Annotated in this window: 17 protein-coding genes; 8 read left to right on the top strand and 9 right to left on the bottom strand. The window is 66.2% G+C overall.

All coding sequences use genetic code 11. The features are described 5' to 3' along the window. Window position 1 precedes the first annotated feature (1 nt). Window positions 2-1,180, bottom strand: coding sequence for an efflux RND transporter periplasmic adaptor subunit (locus GGR45_RS07995; protein ID WP_175311790.1), 1,179 nt, complete (start codon window positions 1,178-1,180; stop codon window positions 2-4). 211 nt (window positions 1,181-1,391) lie between these two features. Between GGR45_RS07995 and GGR45_RS07990 the strand changes: the two genes are divergently transcribed. After that, window positions 1,392-2,135, top strand: a complete 744-nt coding sequence (locus GGR45_RS07990; RefSeq protein WP_415640733.1) for an SIMPL domain-containing protein — start codon at window positions 1,392-1,394, stop codon at window positions 2,133-2,135. Window positions 2,136-2,276: 141 nt separating this feature from the next. Here GGR45_RS07990 and GGR45_RS07985 read toward each other — a convergent pair whose 3' ends face one another. From GGR45_RS07985 to GGR45_RS07975, 3 genes are all read right to left on the bottom strand, one after another. Further along, on the bottom strand, window positions 2,277-2,534 hold the full coding sequence (locus GGR45_RS07985) for a GlsB/YeaQ/YmgE family stress response membrane protein (RefSeq protein WP_042483991.1): 258 nt from the start codon (window positions 2,532-2,534) through the stop codon (window positions 2,277-2,279). A gap of 135 nt (window positions 2,535-2,669) precedes the next feature. After that, window positions 2,670-2,969: a CtrA inhibitor SciP gene (sciP, locus tag GGR45_RS07980; protein ID WP_037569132.1), complete on the bottom strand. Its 300-nt coding sequence runs from the start codon at window positions 2,967-2,969 to the stop codon at window positions 2,670-2,672. A gap of 94 nt (window positions 2,970-3,063) precedes the next feature. Further along, entirely contained in the window at window positions 3,064-3,294 is a 231-nt protein-coding gene (locus GGR45_RS07975; RefSeq protein WP_175311621.1) for a hypothetical protein, read from the bottom strand. A gap of 179 nt (window positions 3,295-3,473) precedes the next feature. On the opposite strand from GGR45_RS07975, the gene mnmA reads away from it, so the two are divergent. Continuing rightward, a complete protein-coding gene (gene mnmA / locus GGR45_RS07970; RefSeq protein WP_415640732.1) occupies window positions 3,474-4,580 on the top strand; it encodes a tRNA 2-thiouridine(34) synthase MnmA in 1,107 nt (368 codons plus the stop codon). A gap of 15 nt (window positions 4,581-4,595) precedes the next feature. Beyond that, window positions 4,596-4,868: a UvrB/UvrC motif-containing protein gene (locus GGR45_RS07965; protein ID WP_175311622.1), complete on the top strand. Its 273-nt coding sequence runs from the start codon at window positions 4,596-4,598 to the stop codon at window positions 4,866-4,868. A gap of 13 nt (window positions 4,869-4,881) precedes the next feature. Here GGR45_RS07965 and GGR45_RS07960 read toward each other — a convergent pair whose 3' ends face one another. After that, window positions 4,882-5,844 carry an alpha/beta hydrolase gene (locus GGR45_RS07960; RefSeq protein ID WP_183988963.1) on the bottom strand — a complete coding sequence of 321 codons (963 nt, stop codon included), beginning with the start codon at window positions 5,842-5,844 and terminating at the stop codon, window positions 4,882-4,884. A gap of 175 nt (window positions 5,845-6,019) precedes the next feature. Continuing rightward, window positions 6,020-6,736 carry a DUF4163 domain-containing protein gene (locus GGR45_RS07955; protein WP_246358113.1) on the bottom strand — a complete coding sequence of 239 codons (717 nt, stop codon included), beginning with the start codon at window positions 6,734-6,736 and terminating at the stop codon, window positions 6,020-6,022. A 103-nt stretch (window positions 6,737-6,839) separates the two neighbouring features. On the opposite strand from GGR45_RS07955, the gene GGR45_RS07950 reads away from it, so the two are divergent. From GGR45_RS07950 to GGR45_RS07940, 3 genes are all read left to right on the top strand, one after another. Then, entirely contained in the window at window positions 6,840-8,084 is a 1,245-nt protein-coding gene (locus GGR45_RS07950; protein WP_175311624.1) for a putative DNA modification/repair radical SAM protein, read from the top strand. A 68-nt stretch (window positions 8,085-8,152) separates the two neighbouring features. Beyond that, window positions 8,153-8,638: a hemerythrin domain-containing protein gene (locus GGR45_RS07945; RefSeq protein ID WP_175311625.1), complete on the top strand. Its 486-nt coding sequence runs from the start codon at window positions 8,153-8,155 to the stop codon at window positions 8,636-8,638. A gap of 73 nt (window positions 8,639-8,711) precedes the next feature. Further along, window positions 8,712-10,109 carry a UdgX family uracil-DNA binding protein gene (locus tag GGR45_RS07940; RefSeq protein WP_175311626.1) on the top strand — a complete coding sequence of 466 codons (1,398 nt, stop codon included), beginning with the start codon at window positions 8,712-8,714 and terminating at the stop codon, window positions 10,107-10,109. 43 nt (window positions 10,110-10,152) lie between these two features. Here the strand turns inward: GGR45_RS07940 and GGR45_RS07935 are convergent, their stop codons facing one another. Beyond that, on the bottom strand, window positions 10,153-10,506 hold the full coding sequence (locus GGR45_RS07935) for a darcynin family protein (protein WP_175311627.1): 354 nt from the start codon (window positions 10,504-10,506) through the stop codon (window positions 10,153-10,155). 139 nt (window positions 10,507-10,645) lie between these two features. Between GGR45_RS07935 and GGR45_RS07930 the strand changes: the two genes are divergently transcribed. Further along, the gene (locus GGR45_RS07930) at window positions 10,646-11,203 is read left to right on the top strand and encodes a TetR/AcrR family transcriptional regulator (protein WP_285138729.1); all 558 of its coding nucleotides are present in this window, start codon (window positions 10,646-10,648) and stop codon (window positions 11,201-11,203) included. Window positions 11,204-11,212: 9 nt separating this feature from the next. On the opposite strand, the gene GGR45_RS07925 is transcribed toward GGR45_RS07930, so the two are convergent. Continuing rightward, the gene (locus tag GGR45_RS07925) at window positions 11,213-12,010 is read right to left on the bottom strand and encodes an aldo/keto reductase (RefSeq protein WP_217497970.1); all 798 of its coding nucleotides are present in this window, start codon (window positions 12,008-12,010) and stop codon (window positions 11,213-11,215) included. 75 nt (window positions 12,011-12,085) lie between these two features. On the opposite strand from GGR45_RS07925, the gene GGR45_RS07920 reads away from it, so the two are divergent. Further along, on the top strand, window positions 12,086-12,721 hold the full coding sequence (locus GGR45_RS07920; protein WP_175311630.1) for a DedA family protein: 636 nt from the start codon (window positions 12,086-12,088) through the stop codon (window positions 12,719-12,721). Here the strand turns inward: GGR45_RS07920 and GGR45_RS07915 are convergent. After that, window positions 12,676-14,097 (bottom strand): hypothetical protein, encoded by a 1,422-nt coding sequence (locus GGR45_RS07915; protein ID WP_175311631.1) that lies wholly within the window; start codon window positions 14,095-14,097, stop codon window positions 12,676-12,678. The genes GGR45_RS07920 and GGR45_RS07915 overlap by 46 nt on opposite strands. Window positions 14,098-14,194: the final 97 nt, after the last annotated feature.

Raw genomic sequence — 14,194 nt, 5'->3', positions numbered from 1 at the left:
CTTACTTGGCCTCCTGGCCTGCAAGGATCGGGTGGACCAGCTGCCCCGCCGCCAGGAAGCCGCCCGCCGAACGCACGACCCGCTCGTCACCCTTCAGGCCCGAGGCGATGGTCACGCCATCGTCCGACACCTGCCCGATCTTCACGTCGCGACGCGCGACCTTGTTGTCAGGCCCGACGATATACACGAAACTGCCCTTGTCGTCGCTTTGGATCGCCGAGTCCGGCAGCACCGGGGCATGGCCTGCCCCGCCGCGGATAGTCGCCGCCGCGAAGCCGCCGGGGCGCAGCGCCGGGTTGTAGGACAGGGCGATGCGCGCAATGCCCTGACGCGTCTGCGGATCGATGACCGGCGACACCTGCCAAACCTCGCCCTTGAAACGCGTGTCGCCGCCGACCGGCGTGACCGTCGCGGGCGCGCCGACATTCAGGCCGACCAGGTCCGATTCGGCGAGCTGCGCGCGCAGTTCCATCTGCCCGCCCATCGCCATGCGGAACAGCACGCCCGAGCCGGAGCTGACGATCTGGCCCGGCTCGGCCGCGCGGGTCAGGATCAGGCCCTCGGCGGGCGCGCGAATGTCGAGTCGACCGTTGCGCGCCTGCGCCTCGCGGAAGGTCGCCTGCGCCGCGCGGACACGGGCGGCGGCGGCATCGCGGGTCGCGGTGCGGCGCTGGAGATCGGCCTTGGAGATGAAGCCGCGATCGACCAGCTGCTGCGCCCGGTCGAGTTCGGACTGGGCAATCTGCTGATCCGACTGGGCGACCGCGATCTGCGCGTTCAGGGCCGAGGCGGTCTGGGTCTGTACCGAGCGATCGACCGTCGCCAGCACCTGTCCGGCGCGCACCCACTGGCCCGGTTCGACTAGGACGCGGGTGATCATGCCCCCCTCGCCCGCGACGCCGACCGGCATTTCGCGGCGTGCGGCGAGCGTCCCGGTGGCGGAAATCACCCGGCTGACCGCCTGCTGGCCGGGGACGACCACGGTGATGTTGGGCACCTGCGTTCCCGCACCCGCCCCGCCGGCCGCATCGTGCTTCTTGCCGCCGAACAGGAACCAGCCCGCCAGCACCAGCACGACCACGGCCGCGACGCCCCAGATCCAGCGCCGGCGCGGTGCGGACACCGGCCCCTCCAGCCCTGGATGCCGGCCGTCACCGATCGCCCCCGTCTCGTAATTCATGTTCGTCACCGATCCCCGTACCGCATCCATCGTGCGCATTTTGCCAGGCAGGATGCGCGCATCCCCGCTGTGTTATAGAAATATAGCACACCGCTCAAGCGTCTTTTGTTAAGTGGTAATGACGGCGGCTCCAAGGGGAATGAAAGGCGTTCATCACCTGTTTTGCCAGGAGGCGCCAAAGCCTCGGGTCACCATCACAAGGGAGATGTCGATGAACAAGATACTGCTCATGGCCGCACTGGCCCCCGCCGCGCTCGCACCCGTGACGGCGATCGCCCAGGTCCAGCCCGCCCCCACGGTCGAGCCGCTGGTGCCGGCCGCAGGCGCGGTGCTCGACGTCTCGGCGGAGGGACGCACGACGCGCGTGCCCGACCTCGCGACGATTCGCGCAGGGGTGGTCAGCCAGGGCGCGACCGCCGCCGCCGCTCTGTCGGACAATGCGCAGCGCATGGCGCGGGTACTGGCCGCCGTGAAGCGCGCAGGGATCGCCGACCGCGACATTCAGACCGCGACCGTGCAGCTCCAGCCGCAATATCGCTATGGCGAGAACGTGCCCCCGGCGATCACCGGCTATCAGGCGACCAACACGCTCAGCGTCCGGTTCCGCGACGTTGCCAAGTCGGGCAGCGTTCTGGACGCGCTGGTCGCGCAGGGGGCGAACCAGATCGACGGCCCCAACCTCTCGATCGACAAGCCCGACGCCGCGCTCGACGAGGCGCGGGCGGACGCCATCCAGCGCGCGCGCGCACGGGCCGAGCTTTATGCCAAGGCCGCCGGGCTGCGCGTCGTGCGGATCGTGTCGATCACGGAGAACGGCGCGGATGCGGGCGGGCCTGAACGTCCGATGATGATCCGCGCCCAGGCGATGCGCTCCGACGCCATGGAAAAGACCAGCATCGCGCCGGGCGAGCGCGACGTCACCGTCAATGTGTCGGTCCGTTTCCTGCTGAATTGATCGCTCCCGCCCCCATCGCCCGTGCGGCATGGGGGCGCCCTCCCCGGCGGGTACAGCCGCGCGCCGCCATACCCCCACATACGAAAAAGGCCGCCCGGTCATCCCGGACGGCCCTTTTCGGCTCAGTGAGCGGATGCGGTCTTAGCGCACCCGGCCACGACGAACGAGGTTCACGATCGCCAGCAGGACGACGGCGCCCAGCAGCGAAACGAGGAACGAGGTCAGCGTCAGGCCGGCATTGTTGATCGAACCGCCTGCAAAGATCAGACCGCCGATGAACGCGCCGACGACACCGACGACGATGTTCAGGAAGATGCCCTGCTGAGCATCAGTACGCATGATGATGCTGGCCAGCCAGCCAATGACACCACCGACGATAAGCCACAGGATAATACCCATTGTCTTTCCCTCCGTTGGGCCCGCGAGCGGGACACGGGGGGAAGACGTGCGAATGCCGGTTATTGTTCCGTGCCCGTACCGGCAATGCGGCGAAACGTTTGGTTTGTTAACAAGACATTGGTCGAGATGGCGACCTCAATATTTCTGCTGGCGCTCATAGAGTGAACGATAATGCTGGATGCGAGTGACGCGCAGTCCGGGCATCCCCGACCGGTCGATCGCGCGCTGCCACCCGGCGAATTCCTCGACGGTCAGGCCATATCGGTCGCAGACCTCGTCGACCGAGAGCAGACCGCCATTGACGGCCGCGACGACCTCCGCCTTGCGGCGGACGACCCAGCGGGTGGTGCTGGGCGGCGGCAGGGTTTCGAGCGTCAGCGGTTCGCCGAGCGGCCCGATTACCTTGGCAGGGCGGATCTTCTGGTTCTCGATCATCATCAAACCTCATTGGGGCTCCCTACCCCATGTCGTCTGCGGGGCCGTTTACCATGGACCCTTGAGCATCGCCTAAAATCGAAAGGTTAACGGGTCACTCATGCAATTTCCACCCCATCAGCGCCCGGGCCATCGGTCCGTTGAATGCCCCGTCGAGCGGTGCGAACAGCATCGGATCGGGTGACACGCGGACGAACCCTGCCTGCACCGCCGCGGTCGGACTGGCCGCCTGCCGTGCGGTCGCACCGACCATCAGCACGGCCAAGTCCGGCGGCAGCACCGTCAGTTCGGTATCCCGATCGAAACGGCTGAAACTCAGGTCCAAAAGCGAGGTCCAATCCCGGTGGGTGAGTGGCCTTCTTATCGGCGGGATATGAAAGCCGGGTAAAGGCCCGCCAACATTCTGTCTTGGCGAAAGGCTCGGCACGGTCGCGCCCGGCGGGTTGAAACAAGGGCATTGGCGGCTTTTTGCATGACGCGCGCGAAAGGCGTAAGGGGGCGGTCATGGAGCAGATGGTGGACTTTCAGCTTGGGGGCGATCTCCGGGCACGTCGGATCGTGGTGGCGATGTCGGGCGGCGTCGACAGTTCGGTCGTGGCCGCGCTCGCCCATGCCACGGGAGCCGAGACGATCGGCGTCACCCTGCAACTCTACGACCATGGCGAGGCGGTGGGCCGCGCGGGTGCGTGCTGCGCGGGTCGCGACATTCGCGATGCGCGCGCGGTTTGCGATCGCCTGGGCATCGCGCATTATGTCTTCGACCATGAGGACAGTTTTCGCACCCAGGTGGTCGATCGCTTCGCCGACGAATATCTGGCCGGGCGCACGCCGATCCCCTGTGTCCAGTGCAATATGGGGCCGAAATTCACCGACCTGCTGAAGCTGGCGCGCGACCTGGGCGCCGACTGTCTGGCGACCGGCCATTATGTCCGCCGGGTCGAGGGGGCTCAGGGAGCCGAACTGCATCGCGGGGCCGATCCGGCGCGCGACCAGAGCTATTTCCTCTTCGCCACCACCCAGACGCAACTGGATTTCCTGCGCTTCCCGCTGGGCGCTCTTCCCAAGTCGCGGGTGCGCGAGATCGCCGCCGAACTGGGTCTGGGCGTCGCGGCCAAGCCCGACAGCCAGGACATCTGCTTCGTGCCCGATGGCGACTATGCGGGCCTCGTGAAGAAATTGCGTCCGGAATCGGATACGCGCGGCGACATCGTCGATCTGTCCGGCGCCAAGCTGGGCGAGCATCGCGGCCTGATCCACTATACCGTCGGCCAGCGGCGGGGGCTGGAGATCGGGGGCAGCCCCGAGCCGCTCTATGTCGTCCGGCTGGAGCCTGACACCAGGCGCGTCGTCGTCGGCCCGCGCACCGCGCTGGCGGTCGAGGCGGCACGGTTGACCGGTATGAATGTCCTCGGCCCGCTCGACGGCCCGCTCTTCGCCAAGGTCCGCTCGATGGCGAAACCCGTTCCGGCGCGCATGGTCGGCGACCAGCTGGTCTTCGACACGCCCGAATATGGCGTGTCCCCGGGCCAGGCGGCGGTGCTGTACGACGGCGACCGGGTGCTCGGCGGCGGCTGGATCGCCGAGACCGAGGCGGCACGCATCGCCGCCTGAGGCGTTGATCCGGGCATGACCGCCCCCACCCTCGAAGAACTGCGCCGCCAGATGGAAGCCGCCGCCGAACGCCTCGACTTCGAGGAGGCGCGGGCCTTACGCGACCGCATCAGCCTGCTGCGCGGCGGCGCGGAGGATGTCGGGGTCGACACCAGCGGCCTGACCCGCCAGCAACCCGGTGCGATGGGTCTGGGCACCAGCCAGTCCCGCCCCGAACGCCCCAAGGGCTGGGTCCCGCCGAAAAAACCCGACCCGATGACCAAGGGACGCGGGCGGCGGCAGGGTTAGCAGATCGGAGACGTCAGGGGCGTTCGCGGGCTCGCAGCAATCTCTGCGGAAGCCAGTCATCGATCACGCGCAGGGTCGCCGGATCGGAAATCGGCCAGCCAGCATAGTCCTTCTTCCCCGAAGGCGTCGTGACAAGCGGTTTGAAGCCATGTTCGACATCCGGCATCTCGACGATCATGGCGTCGTGATTGTTTGCAAGTGCGCGCCGCGCTTCAGGCATACTGAGCGCCGTGGAAACCGTCGTGTCATTCGCGGCATAGATGGCGAGCACCGGCGCCTTGACCTGCGCGAGAACGGCATTGGCGGCAACCGTATAGAGCGATGAGGTTGCAGGCTCGCCCAGGGTCTTGACGGCGCCGTCCGCCAGATCGGCGCGCCAACCGGCCGCGACAAAGGACTGAACGACCGCGCCCCGTCGCGCAGCGATGGTGTTCGCCGTACCACCTCCCGTCAGGGCGTCTAGGTAAAGCCCCGCCGCCTCCACCACATGCTCGGCCGCCTCAGGATCCATCCCGCTTGCCGTCAGCTTGAAGCGCATCCCGTCCAGAAACATCTGCCCGCGCTGCCCCGCCGGGGCGGCCAGTAGAACAAGGGCCGCGACCGGAGGATCTTCGACCGCGAGCGCAGGCGCAATCACCGCTCCCTGGCTCAGGCCCAGAATGGCGATCCTGTCGGTATCGATCACATCGGATCGCGACCGCAGATAGAGCAGCGCCGCGCGGGCATCCTGCCGAGCGACGTCGATCGCGTCCTGGAAAATGCCGGTCGACTGGCCGACACCGCGCTTGTCGAAGCTGAAAGTCGCGATCCCTTTTGCATTCAATTGCGCTTCCAGCAGGGGATAAATGCCATGAGGAGAAGCCCCTCCGCCACCCAGCAGGAGTACGATCGGAGGGCGTTGCGCAGGCTTGGCCGGGAGATGTAGCTCGCCTGCCAGAACCACGTCGGGCGATGATTGGATATGCGCCCGCTCCATCCGAACATTCGCAGTATCGGGCGTCGGAAGGACGGCAAGCGCCGCACCGGAAAGCGATAGAACAACGCTTGTCAGTAAAACGCCTGCCAGATGCCTCGATCGTCCCATGGCGTCCTCCCCGTATCACCGCCAGTCTGCCCCGGGGTGACGCCACAGGCAATGGCGACGGACCCTCTCATCCCCGCACGGCAAAGGCCCCGCGATATTCCGGCTTCACCGCGCCGAGGATCGCCCGCGTCACCGGCAACGTCACCTCATAGCTTCCCTCGGCATAGGAACCGGCGACATAAGGATCGGCGATCAGCCCGATCCGGTCGATCGCGCGGCCGTTGGTCGAACCCAGCAGCACGGTCAGATCCTTGACGGGCGGGCAGACGTTCATCGACGACACATCCCCCTGATTGCGTCGCCGCTGCTCGGCCTTGAGCTTGGCGCAATAGTCGGAGCGGGTCGCCGTTTGCAGCGCGGGCAGCGAGGCAAACACCGCCTTCGGGTCGAGCCGCCGCCCTGCCACCTTGTCCCAGACCAGCCCATGGGAAGCGGGCGAGCCATGCGCGCCGCCGGTGAAGCTATAACTGTCGCCCGACAGGCTGAGGAAACGCGGAGTGTCGGTCACGACCTTCCACGTCTTGTCGAACGAATAACGGTGATAGGGATAGCCCGATGCCTTCGCGTCGCGGCGACCGGCGGCACCGTCGTGCGCGGTCTTGGCCTGGATGCGGGCGCGGTCGGCGTCAAGCCAGGCCTTCAGCCCGGCGATCCGCGCCGCAGCGGCGGGATAGGCATAGCCGAATTCATAGTCCGCAGTCTTGGCCTTGCGCTCCACGACCTGCGCCAGCGCCGGGCTGGCGGCACCGATCAAAGCCAGCGCGATCATCACCTTACGCATCATCCGTCTCCCCTCGATGCCGCCAATCTGGATCAGACGGGCTGTACGGCCGATGACTGGCGGAGTTGCGCTTGCTGCATCGCCAATGCGAACATATATCGAACACATGGCGCAACTCGACACCCGTGAGAAGCTGGCGATCCTGGCCGATGCCGCGAAATATGACGCCTCCTGCGCGTCGTCGGGCACGTCGAAACGCAACAGCCGCGACGGCAAGGGGATCGGCTCGACCGAAGGCATGGGCATCTGTCACGCCTATGCGCCCGATGGCCGCTGCATCTCGCTGCTCAAGATCCTGCTGACGAACAGCTGCATCTTCGACTGTCATTATTGCATCAACCGCAAATCGTCGAACGTCCGCCGCGCGCGCTTCACCGCGCAGGAAGTGGTGAACCTCACCCTTGCCTTCTACCGGCGCAATTATATCGAGGGGCTGTTCCTCTCCTCGGGCATCATCAAGTCGTCCAACTACACGATGGAGCAGATCGTCGAGGTCGCCCGCAGCTTGCGCGAGGATCACGGCTTTCGCGGCTATATCCATCTGAAGACGATTCCCGATGCCGATCCAGAACTGGTGCGCCTGGCCGGGGTTCATGCCGACCGCGTGTCGATCAATGTCGAGCTGCCGACGGTCGGCGGGCTCAGGCGGCTCGCGCCCGAAAAGGACGCCACGCGGATCGAAGGGGCGATGGCCGATGTGAAGACCGCGATCGAGGATCGCACGGACGCGGCGAAGAAATACAAGTCCGCCCCCGGTTTCGCCCCCGCGGGCCAGTCGACCCAGATGATCGTCGGCGCGGATGCCGCCACCGATCGCGATATCGTTGGCCGCGCGGCGACCTTGTACGACCGCTTCTCCTTACGCCGCGTCTATTATTCGGCGTTCAGTCCGATCCCCGACGCCTCGGCCGTCCTGCCGCTCCAGCGCCCGCCCTTGATGCGCGAACATCGTCTCTACCAATCGGACTGGCTGATGCGCTTCTACGATTATCGCCCCAATGAGGTCGCGGCGGCGGCCGACGAGGCGACGGGGATGCTGCCGCTCGACATCGATCCCAAGCTCGCCTGGGCGCTCAAATTCCGCCAACATTTCCCGGTCGACGTGAATCGTGCCCCGCGCGAGATGCTGCTGCGCGTCCCCGGCCTGGGCGTGAAGGCCGTCGACCGGATCATCGCCACCCGCAAATGGCGCAAGCTGCGGCTGGAGGATGTCGGGCGGCTGACCGTCTCGATCACCAAGCTGCGCCCCTTCCTGATCGCCGAGGATTGGCGACCGGTGGCGCTGGCCGAGCGGGCGGACCTGAAACCGCTGGTCAAGCCCAAGGACAAGCAGCTCGAATTGTTCGGCTGAGTGAGAGTGATTCGCGGGTGAAACGGGCGTCCCCCTGCGCCGTTGGACCTCGCGAAGGAGACAACACGATGGCCACCGCCGACATCTATGCCGATCTGAAGCGCGATCACGACAAGCAGCGCGAGATGCTGAAGGAGCTCGCCGAGCTGAAGGGCGACGGCGCCAAGCGCAAGAAGCTGTTCGAAGCGTTCCGCATCGAGATCCAGAGCCACGCCGCCGCCGAAGAAGAGTCGCTCTACGCCACGATGCTGGGCGAGCCCGAGCTGCGCGACGATGCCCGGCATTCGGTATCCGAGCATAAGGAGGTAGACGATCTGCTGGGCGAGATGATGGACCTCGACTTCGCCTCGGACGAGTGGGAATCCAAATTCTTCCACATGCGTCATCGCTATGAGCATCATATCGACGAGGAAGAGGAAGAGATGTTCCCCGCCGCCGAGAAGGAACTCGACGACGCGACCGAGCAAAAGCTGGCCGAGATCTACGAGGAACGCAAACCCATCGAGGCGAAGGAAGCAAAGGCCAACCCGCCCGGCGCGGACGAGCGCGATTGATTTTCAGGGGCGATTCTAAGGCGGCAAGGCATCCGCTCCCCACTCCCCTCCCCTTCAGGGGAGGGGCTGAAGCATGCGGATCATAACCCTCCCCGCCCCTGACGACTTCGACGCCTGGCGCGACGCGGCGCGCGGGTTGATCGCCGACAGCGTGCCGCCCGATCAGGTCGTGTGGCAGGTCGGGGAGCAGGTGGCCGACCTGTTCGGTACGGTGTCCGACGACGGCCCGACCGCCGACACCCCACGCTTTTCGGTGTCGCGCGGCTTCCTCGATCTCGCGCGCAGCGTGATCCTGTCTAACGACCCCGAGCGTTTCGCGCTGCTCCACACCGCGCTCGACCGGTTGCGCCGTCAACCCCGGCTGATCGAGGATCAGGCCGATCCGCTGATCCGCCGCCTCGACCGGCTGGCCAAGGCGGTGCGGCGCGACATCCACAAGATGCGCGCCTTCCTGCGCTTCCGCGAGACCGAGGACGGCGACGGCCCGCGCTATGTCGCCTGGTTCGAGCCCGAACATCATATCGTGCGCGCCAATGCGGCGTTCTTCGTCAACCGTTTCACCACGATGCGCTGGTCGATCCTGACGCCAGAGGTCTCGCTCCACTGGGACGGCCAGACGCTCACCGAAGGCCCCGGCGCCAGCAAGGCCGACGCTCCTGAAGGCGATCCGACCGAGGCGGTGTGGAAGACCTATTATGCCAGCATCTTCAATCCCGCCCGCGTGAAGATCGGCGCGATGCTGAAGGAGATGCCGCGCAAATACTGGAAAAACATGCCCGAAACCGCGTTGGTCCCGCAACTGATCGCAGGAGCGCAAGCGCGGGAGAGCGGCATGATCGACACGGCCAAGGTGGATGTGCGTTCCGGGCGCGGCGGCAATGCGCAAGCGGCCTGGGCGGCGCTGCGCGAGGAAGCGATGGGCTGCACCCGCTGCCCGCTCTACGCCCCCGCGACGCAGACGGTGTTCGGCGAAGGGCCGGTCGACGCGTCCCTGATGTTCGTCGGCGAGCAGCCCGGCGACCAGGAGGATCTGGCGGGCCACCCCTTTGTCGGCCCCGCCGGCCAGGTCTTCGATCGCGCGGTGGCGGAGGCCGGGATCGACCGGGCGACGGCGTACGTCACCAACGCGGTCAAGCATTTTAAGTTCGAACCGCGCGGCAAGCGCCGCATCCACAGCTCGCCCAATGCGGGCGAGATTCAGGCCTGTCGCTGGTGGGTCGAGCAGGAGCGGCTGCTGATCCAGCCCAGGGTCACGGTGGCGCTCGGCGCCACAGCGGCGCGGTCGCTGTTCGGCAAGGTCATGACGATCGGGCGGGAGCGGGGCAAGGCGTTGACGTTACCCGATGGCGGAACCGCCTTCATCACCGTCCACCCCAGCTACTTGCTGCGACTGCCTGATCCGGAGGCGAAGAAGGTGGAATATGCGCGGTTCGTCGAAGATCTGAAGCTGGCGGCGGGCGCGATCAGATGAGGATTGGGGGGCGGCTTCGCCAAGTCCCCCCGTCCCCGCCGCGTCAGGCGTTGATCGCCGCCCGACCATAATTTTTGGCATAGGCATTTTCGATGCCCGTCAGGATTTCGACAATGTCGAAATAGCGATCCCAAAACGGCGTTTCGCGCAGATCCTCGACGAGCAGTTGATAGGCATGATGGTCGCGGGCATCCCACATCCAGATGTCCGTGACCCGCGTCGAGTAGAATTCCACATCGAAGAAGCGAAGCACGACATGGTCGGCGTGCTTCTTCAGGATCGGCGTGAATTGCTCGGCCAGCAACTCGAAACGCCGGTCCACCGGGAATCCGAGCCATTCAGGCGAGGTCTTGACGAGCATGAAGACGGTAAGTGCGGGGTCGAATGGACGAGACATATGATATCCTTGCATCGTTGAACGACGCGCCTAAGATGCGAGCAAATCCTCACATTTTGCTACTCGTCTTCGCGCCATGCCGACATCGTCCACCTCGCACCGCCCAAGCCTCAGAAAAGCGCCACGTCAGGCGCGGTCCGTGGAAACGGTGCGGATCATCGTCGAGGCGGCGGCTCGCATTCTAGAAGAAGCGGGACTCGGGGGATTCACGACCAATGCCGTCGCGCAGCGAGCAGGGGTCAGCATCGGCTCGCTTTACCAATATTTCCCGCGCAAAGAGGCGTTGATCGGCGCGCTGATCATTCGCGAAACGTCACTTCTGATCGGCGATTGGGAAGCGGCGGCGGCGGGATCGGATGCCTGGGCTGCCTTGCTGAACATGATCGCCTCGGCCGTCGATCATCAACTCCGGCGGCCCGTCCTGGCGCGGTTGCTCGATGTGGAAGAGGCCCGCCTGCCCTTCGACGGCGACCGGCAAAGGGTGGTCGGCAGATTGCGGGATATGCTGGCCGACGTGTTGGGGCGCACAGACCTGGACTTGGATTACGACAGGAATATCGCGACCCAGGACACGCTGGCGATCATCAAAGGCATCGTCGACGCCGCCGGTGAAGCGGGCGAGGTCGATCGCCCGCTGCTCGTCACCCGGGTTCGCCGCGCCGTCTTCGGCTATCTGAATGGCGCGGAACGGCCATAGGCCTGTCCGTCACATCTCCCTTGGATCCGGCCCGATCCGCCCATCCGCATCGTCCAGCGCATCAATCGCCGCCATGTCGTCATCGTCCAGCGTCAGTTCGGTCGCGGCGAAATTGTCCGCCATATGCGCCGCATCCGCCGCCTTGGGGATCACCGACAGCCCATGCGCCAGATGCCAGGCGAGTACCACCTGCGCCGCCGAACGGCCATGCTTGTCCGCGATCGCCACGATCTCCGGCGTCTTGAGCAATTCGCCGCCCTGCCCCAGCGGGCTCCAGCTCTGGGTCACGATGCCCTTGGCCTGATGGTACGCCCGCGCCTCGCGCTGCTGGAAGCGGGGATGGAGTTCGATCTGGTTGACCGCCGGCACCACGTCGGTCGCCTCGATGATCCGGTCGAGATGCTCGGGCAGGAAATTCGACACGCCGATCGACCGAGCCTTGCCCGCTTCGCGAAGCGCGATCAGGCTTTGCCACGCCTCGACATAGGCGTCCTCGGCGGGGACCGGCCAGTGGATGAGGTAAAGGTCGACCGCTTCGACGCCGAGCAGCGCCAGGCTCTCGTCCAGCGCCGCCTCGGCATGGCGGTGACGGTCGTTCCACAGCTTGGTGGTCAGGAACGCATCGGCATCGCGCAGACCATCGCCGACGCCGCGTTCATTGCCATAGATGGCGGCGGTGTCGACAAGGCCGTAGCCGATGTCGAGGCCGCGCCGCACCACCATCGCCACCTGCGAGTCCGGGATCTGATAGGTGCCGAGCCCCAGCTGGGGCAGGTTGCGGCCGTCGTTCAGGCTGAGCATTGTCATAGCGTCCCAAACCGGTCGCACCCCCACGCGGTTCCGATTGACCCCCGCCCCCCGATCGCGCAATTCGCTGCCCCCATGGTCGAGCATATTCTTTCCGCGCTGGCGAGCTTCGCCATCTGGGTCATTTCCACCGGCGGCTATCTGGGCATCATGCTCCTGATGGCGATCGAGAGCGCGTGCATTCCGCTACCGTCCGAGATCATCATGCCCTTTGCGGGCTATCTGGTGTCGACCGGCCAGTTCAACCTGTACCTCGCCGCGACGGCGGGGGCGCTGGGCTGCAATCTGGGGTCGATCGTCGCCTATGAAATCGGCAAGCGCGGCGGCCGGCCGGTCGCCGAGCGCTGGGGCAAGTATCTGTTGATCGGGCCGGGCGAGTTGGACGCCGCCGACCGCTTTTTCGCGCGCTATGGCTCGATCGCGGTGCTGATCGGGCGGTTGCTGCCGGTCATCCGTACTTTCATCGCCTTTCCAGCCGGGGTCGCGCGAATGAAGCTCGTCCCCTTCCACCTCTATACCTTTATCGGCAGCTGGCCCTTCTGCCTGGTACTGGCGATCGTCGGGCGCGAACTGGGCGAAAAGTGGGATTCCGATCCCCGCGTGAAGGCGTTCTTCCACCGCGCCGACCTGGCGATCGGGGTCGTGCTGGTCCTGCTGGTCGGCTTCTATATCTGGCACCGGGTGCGCGGCCTGAAGCGCGCGCAGGACTGAATCAGCCATAGCGCCAGCGGGATCGCCACCGCTACCCAGAGACAGAGGCCATTCCATGTCGTCCATCCCCACCAGTCGGAGGGGATGGTGCGCAGGTCGCCGACCAGGAAACGCTGCTGCATCACCGCCTGCCACCAGGCCCAGCGGAAGGTCGGCGGCGCGAAAATCTCGGCCGAGGCGATGGTCAGGTTGATCGCGATCGAGCCCGCCAGCACCAACGCCAGCACGCCCCTTTGCCAAAGCGTCCGCGCCGTCGCCCAGAGCGGCGCCAGCCCGAGCGCGGCAACGCCCGCCAGCGGCATGGCGTGGCGCGGTCCGGTCGCATTGCCGCCGTCCCAATAGACATAGGCCGCGTTGACCAGCAACGCGATCAGCGCCACCTCGACGGCGGTCAGCGCCAGCGCGCGCGTCGCTCGCGCCTCCGCCAGCCGCCACAGCCCGATGGGTGCCAGGAACAGGATCGGCGCCACCCAGAGCAATCCCCGCATCGGCCCGATCAGGATTTCGCGCAATACCGCGATCCTGGGAACGGTCAGGCCGAACAGCCCCTGATTCATCCCCTCGAACCCGACCACACCCGAATAACCGATTCGGAACGGCGTCCCGAAGGCAAAAAGATTATAGGCGAATAGCGGGACCAGACCGATCAGTCCTGCCGCGAGAAACGGGGCGAGCGCCCTGGGCCTGGCCCGGTGCCGCCACACGGCCCAAAGCCCTATGGCGGAACCCGCCAGCACGGCCTGATATTCGATGACCACCGCCCAGCCCAGCGCCAGCCCCGCCACCCCCAGCCAACGCGCGCCGCCCCGCGCCACTCCGGCCAGCGCGATGACGAACAACGCCCCCACGCTCGCATGGCCGAGCAATGTCGTCGAATAACCCCAGATGGGCGTTCCCAGCGCATAGCCGAGCGCGGCAAACAGCGCTGCTCCCGCGCTGCCGGTCAGGCTGAGCGCCAGATCAAACAACAGGACGGCGGCAATCGCGGTCAGGAGCGCCGATCCGGTGGCGGCCGCCACCCGGGTCCGCAGCTTCAGATAACGCACGAAACCCGGATCGACCGAGGATAGCGCATGATGCTCGGCCCGATCGCCGGTGATCCCATCGGTCAGCGCTATGGCCGGCAGCGCCATCAGCGTCATGCCCGGTGCCTTGTCGAGATAGGCATGGGCGCCGAACTGCGCCTTGTCGATGGTCAGCGGCGCAAAGGGGTCGATGGTCGCCGTGCCGTCCTCGACCATGCGGATGGCCGCGAACAGGCGGGTCGCGTTGTTAGGATTGAGTTCCCAGGATCCGAACCATGCGCAGGCGAACCAGACGAGCAGGAAGAGTCCTGTCCGGATGCCGCCCAAGCCTGTGCCCTGCCACCGCGTCATCGGATCCCTCCTCGCCGTGCCCCGCCGCTACCCGCCCGTAACGTCAGCGACAAGCGGGACGCCCGGATTCCGCATCCGGTCAGCCGAACGGATGACG

It is taken from the genome of Sphingomonas zeae (assembly GCF_014197135.1).
Taxonomy (GTDB): domain Bacteria; phylum Pseudomonadota; class Alphaproteobacteria; order Sphingomonadales; family Sphingomonadaceae; genus Sphingomonas; species Sphingomonas zeae.
Note: the sequence above shows the minus strand (reverse complement) of the source record. Positions and strands in the feature narration are given on the sequence as shown.

Coding starts and splice junctions, on each gene's coding strand:
- GGR45_RS07995 (WP_175311790.1), bottom strand. CDS start 1,180: ATGAATTACGAGACGGGGGCGATCGGTGACGGCCGGCATCCAGGGCTG.
- GGR45_RS07990 (WP_415640733.1), top strand. CDS start 1,392: ATGAACAAGATACTGCTCATGGCCGCACTGGCCCCCGCCGCGCTCGCA.
- GGR45_RS07985 (WP_042483991.1), bottom strand. CDS start 2,534: ATGGGTATTATCCTGTGGCTTATCGTCGGTGGTGTCATTGGCTGGCTG.
- sciP (WP_037569132.1), bottom strand. CDS start 2,969: ATGATCGAGAACCAGAAGATCCGCCCTGCCAAGGTAATCGGGCCGCTC.
- mnmA (WP_415640732.1), top strand. CDS start 3,474: ATGGAGCAGATGGTGGACTTTCAGCTTGGGGGCGATCTCCGGGCACGT.
- GGR45_RS07965 (WP_175311622.1), top strand. CDS start 4,596: ATGACCGCCCCCACCCTCGAAGAACTGCGCCGCCAGATGGAAGCCGCC.
- GGR45_RS07960 (WP_183988963.1), bottom strand. CDS start 5,844: ATGGAGCGGGCGCATATCCAATCATCGCCCGACGTGGTTCTGGCAGGC.
- GGR45_RS07955 (WP_246358113.1), bottom strand. CDS start 6,736: ATGATGCGTAAGGTGATGATCGCGCTGGCTTTGATCGGTGCCGCCAGC.
- GGR45_RS07950 (WP_175311624.1), top strand. CDS start 6,840: ATGGCGCAACTCGACACCCGTGAGAAGCTGGCGATCCTGGCCGATGCC.
- GGR45_RS07945 (WP_175311625.1), top strand. CDS start 8,153: ATGGCCACCGCCGACATCTATGCCGATCTGAAGCGCGATCACGACAAG.
- GGR45_RS07940 (WP_175311626.1), top strand. CDS start 8,712: ATGCGGATCATAACCCTCCCCGCCCCTGACGACTTCGACGCCTGGCGC.
- GGR45_RS07935 (WP_175311627.1), bottom strand. CDS start 10,506: ATGTCTCGTCCATTCGACCCCGCACTTACCGTCTTCATGCTCGTCAAG.
- GGR45_RS07925 (WP_217497970.1), bottom strand. CDS start 12,010: ATGACAATGCTCAGCCTGAACGACGGCCGCAACCTGCCCCAGCTGGGG.
- GGR45_RS07920 (WP_175311630.1), top strand. CDS start 12,086: ATGGTCGAGCATATTCTTTCCGCGCTGGCGAGCTTCGCCATCTGGGTC.
- GGR45_RS07915 (WP_175311631.1), bottom strand. CDS start 14,097: ATGACGCGGTGGCAGGGCACAGGCTTGGGCGGCATCCGGACAGGACTC.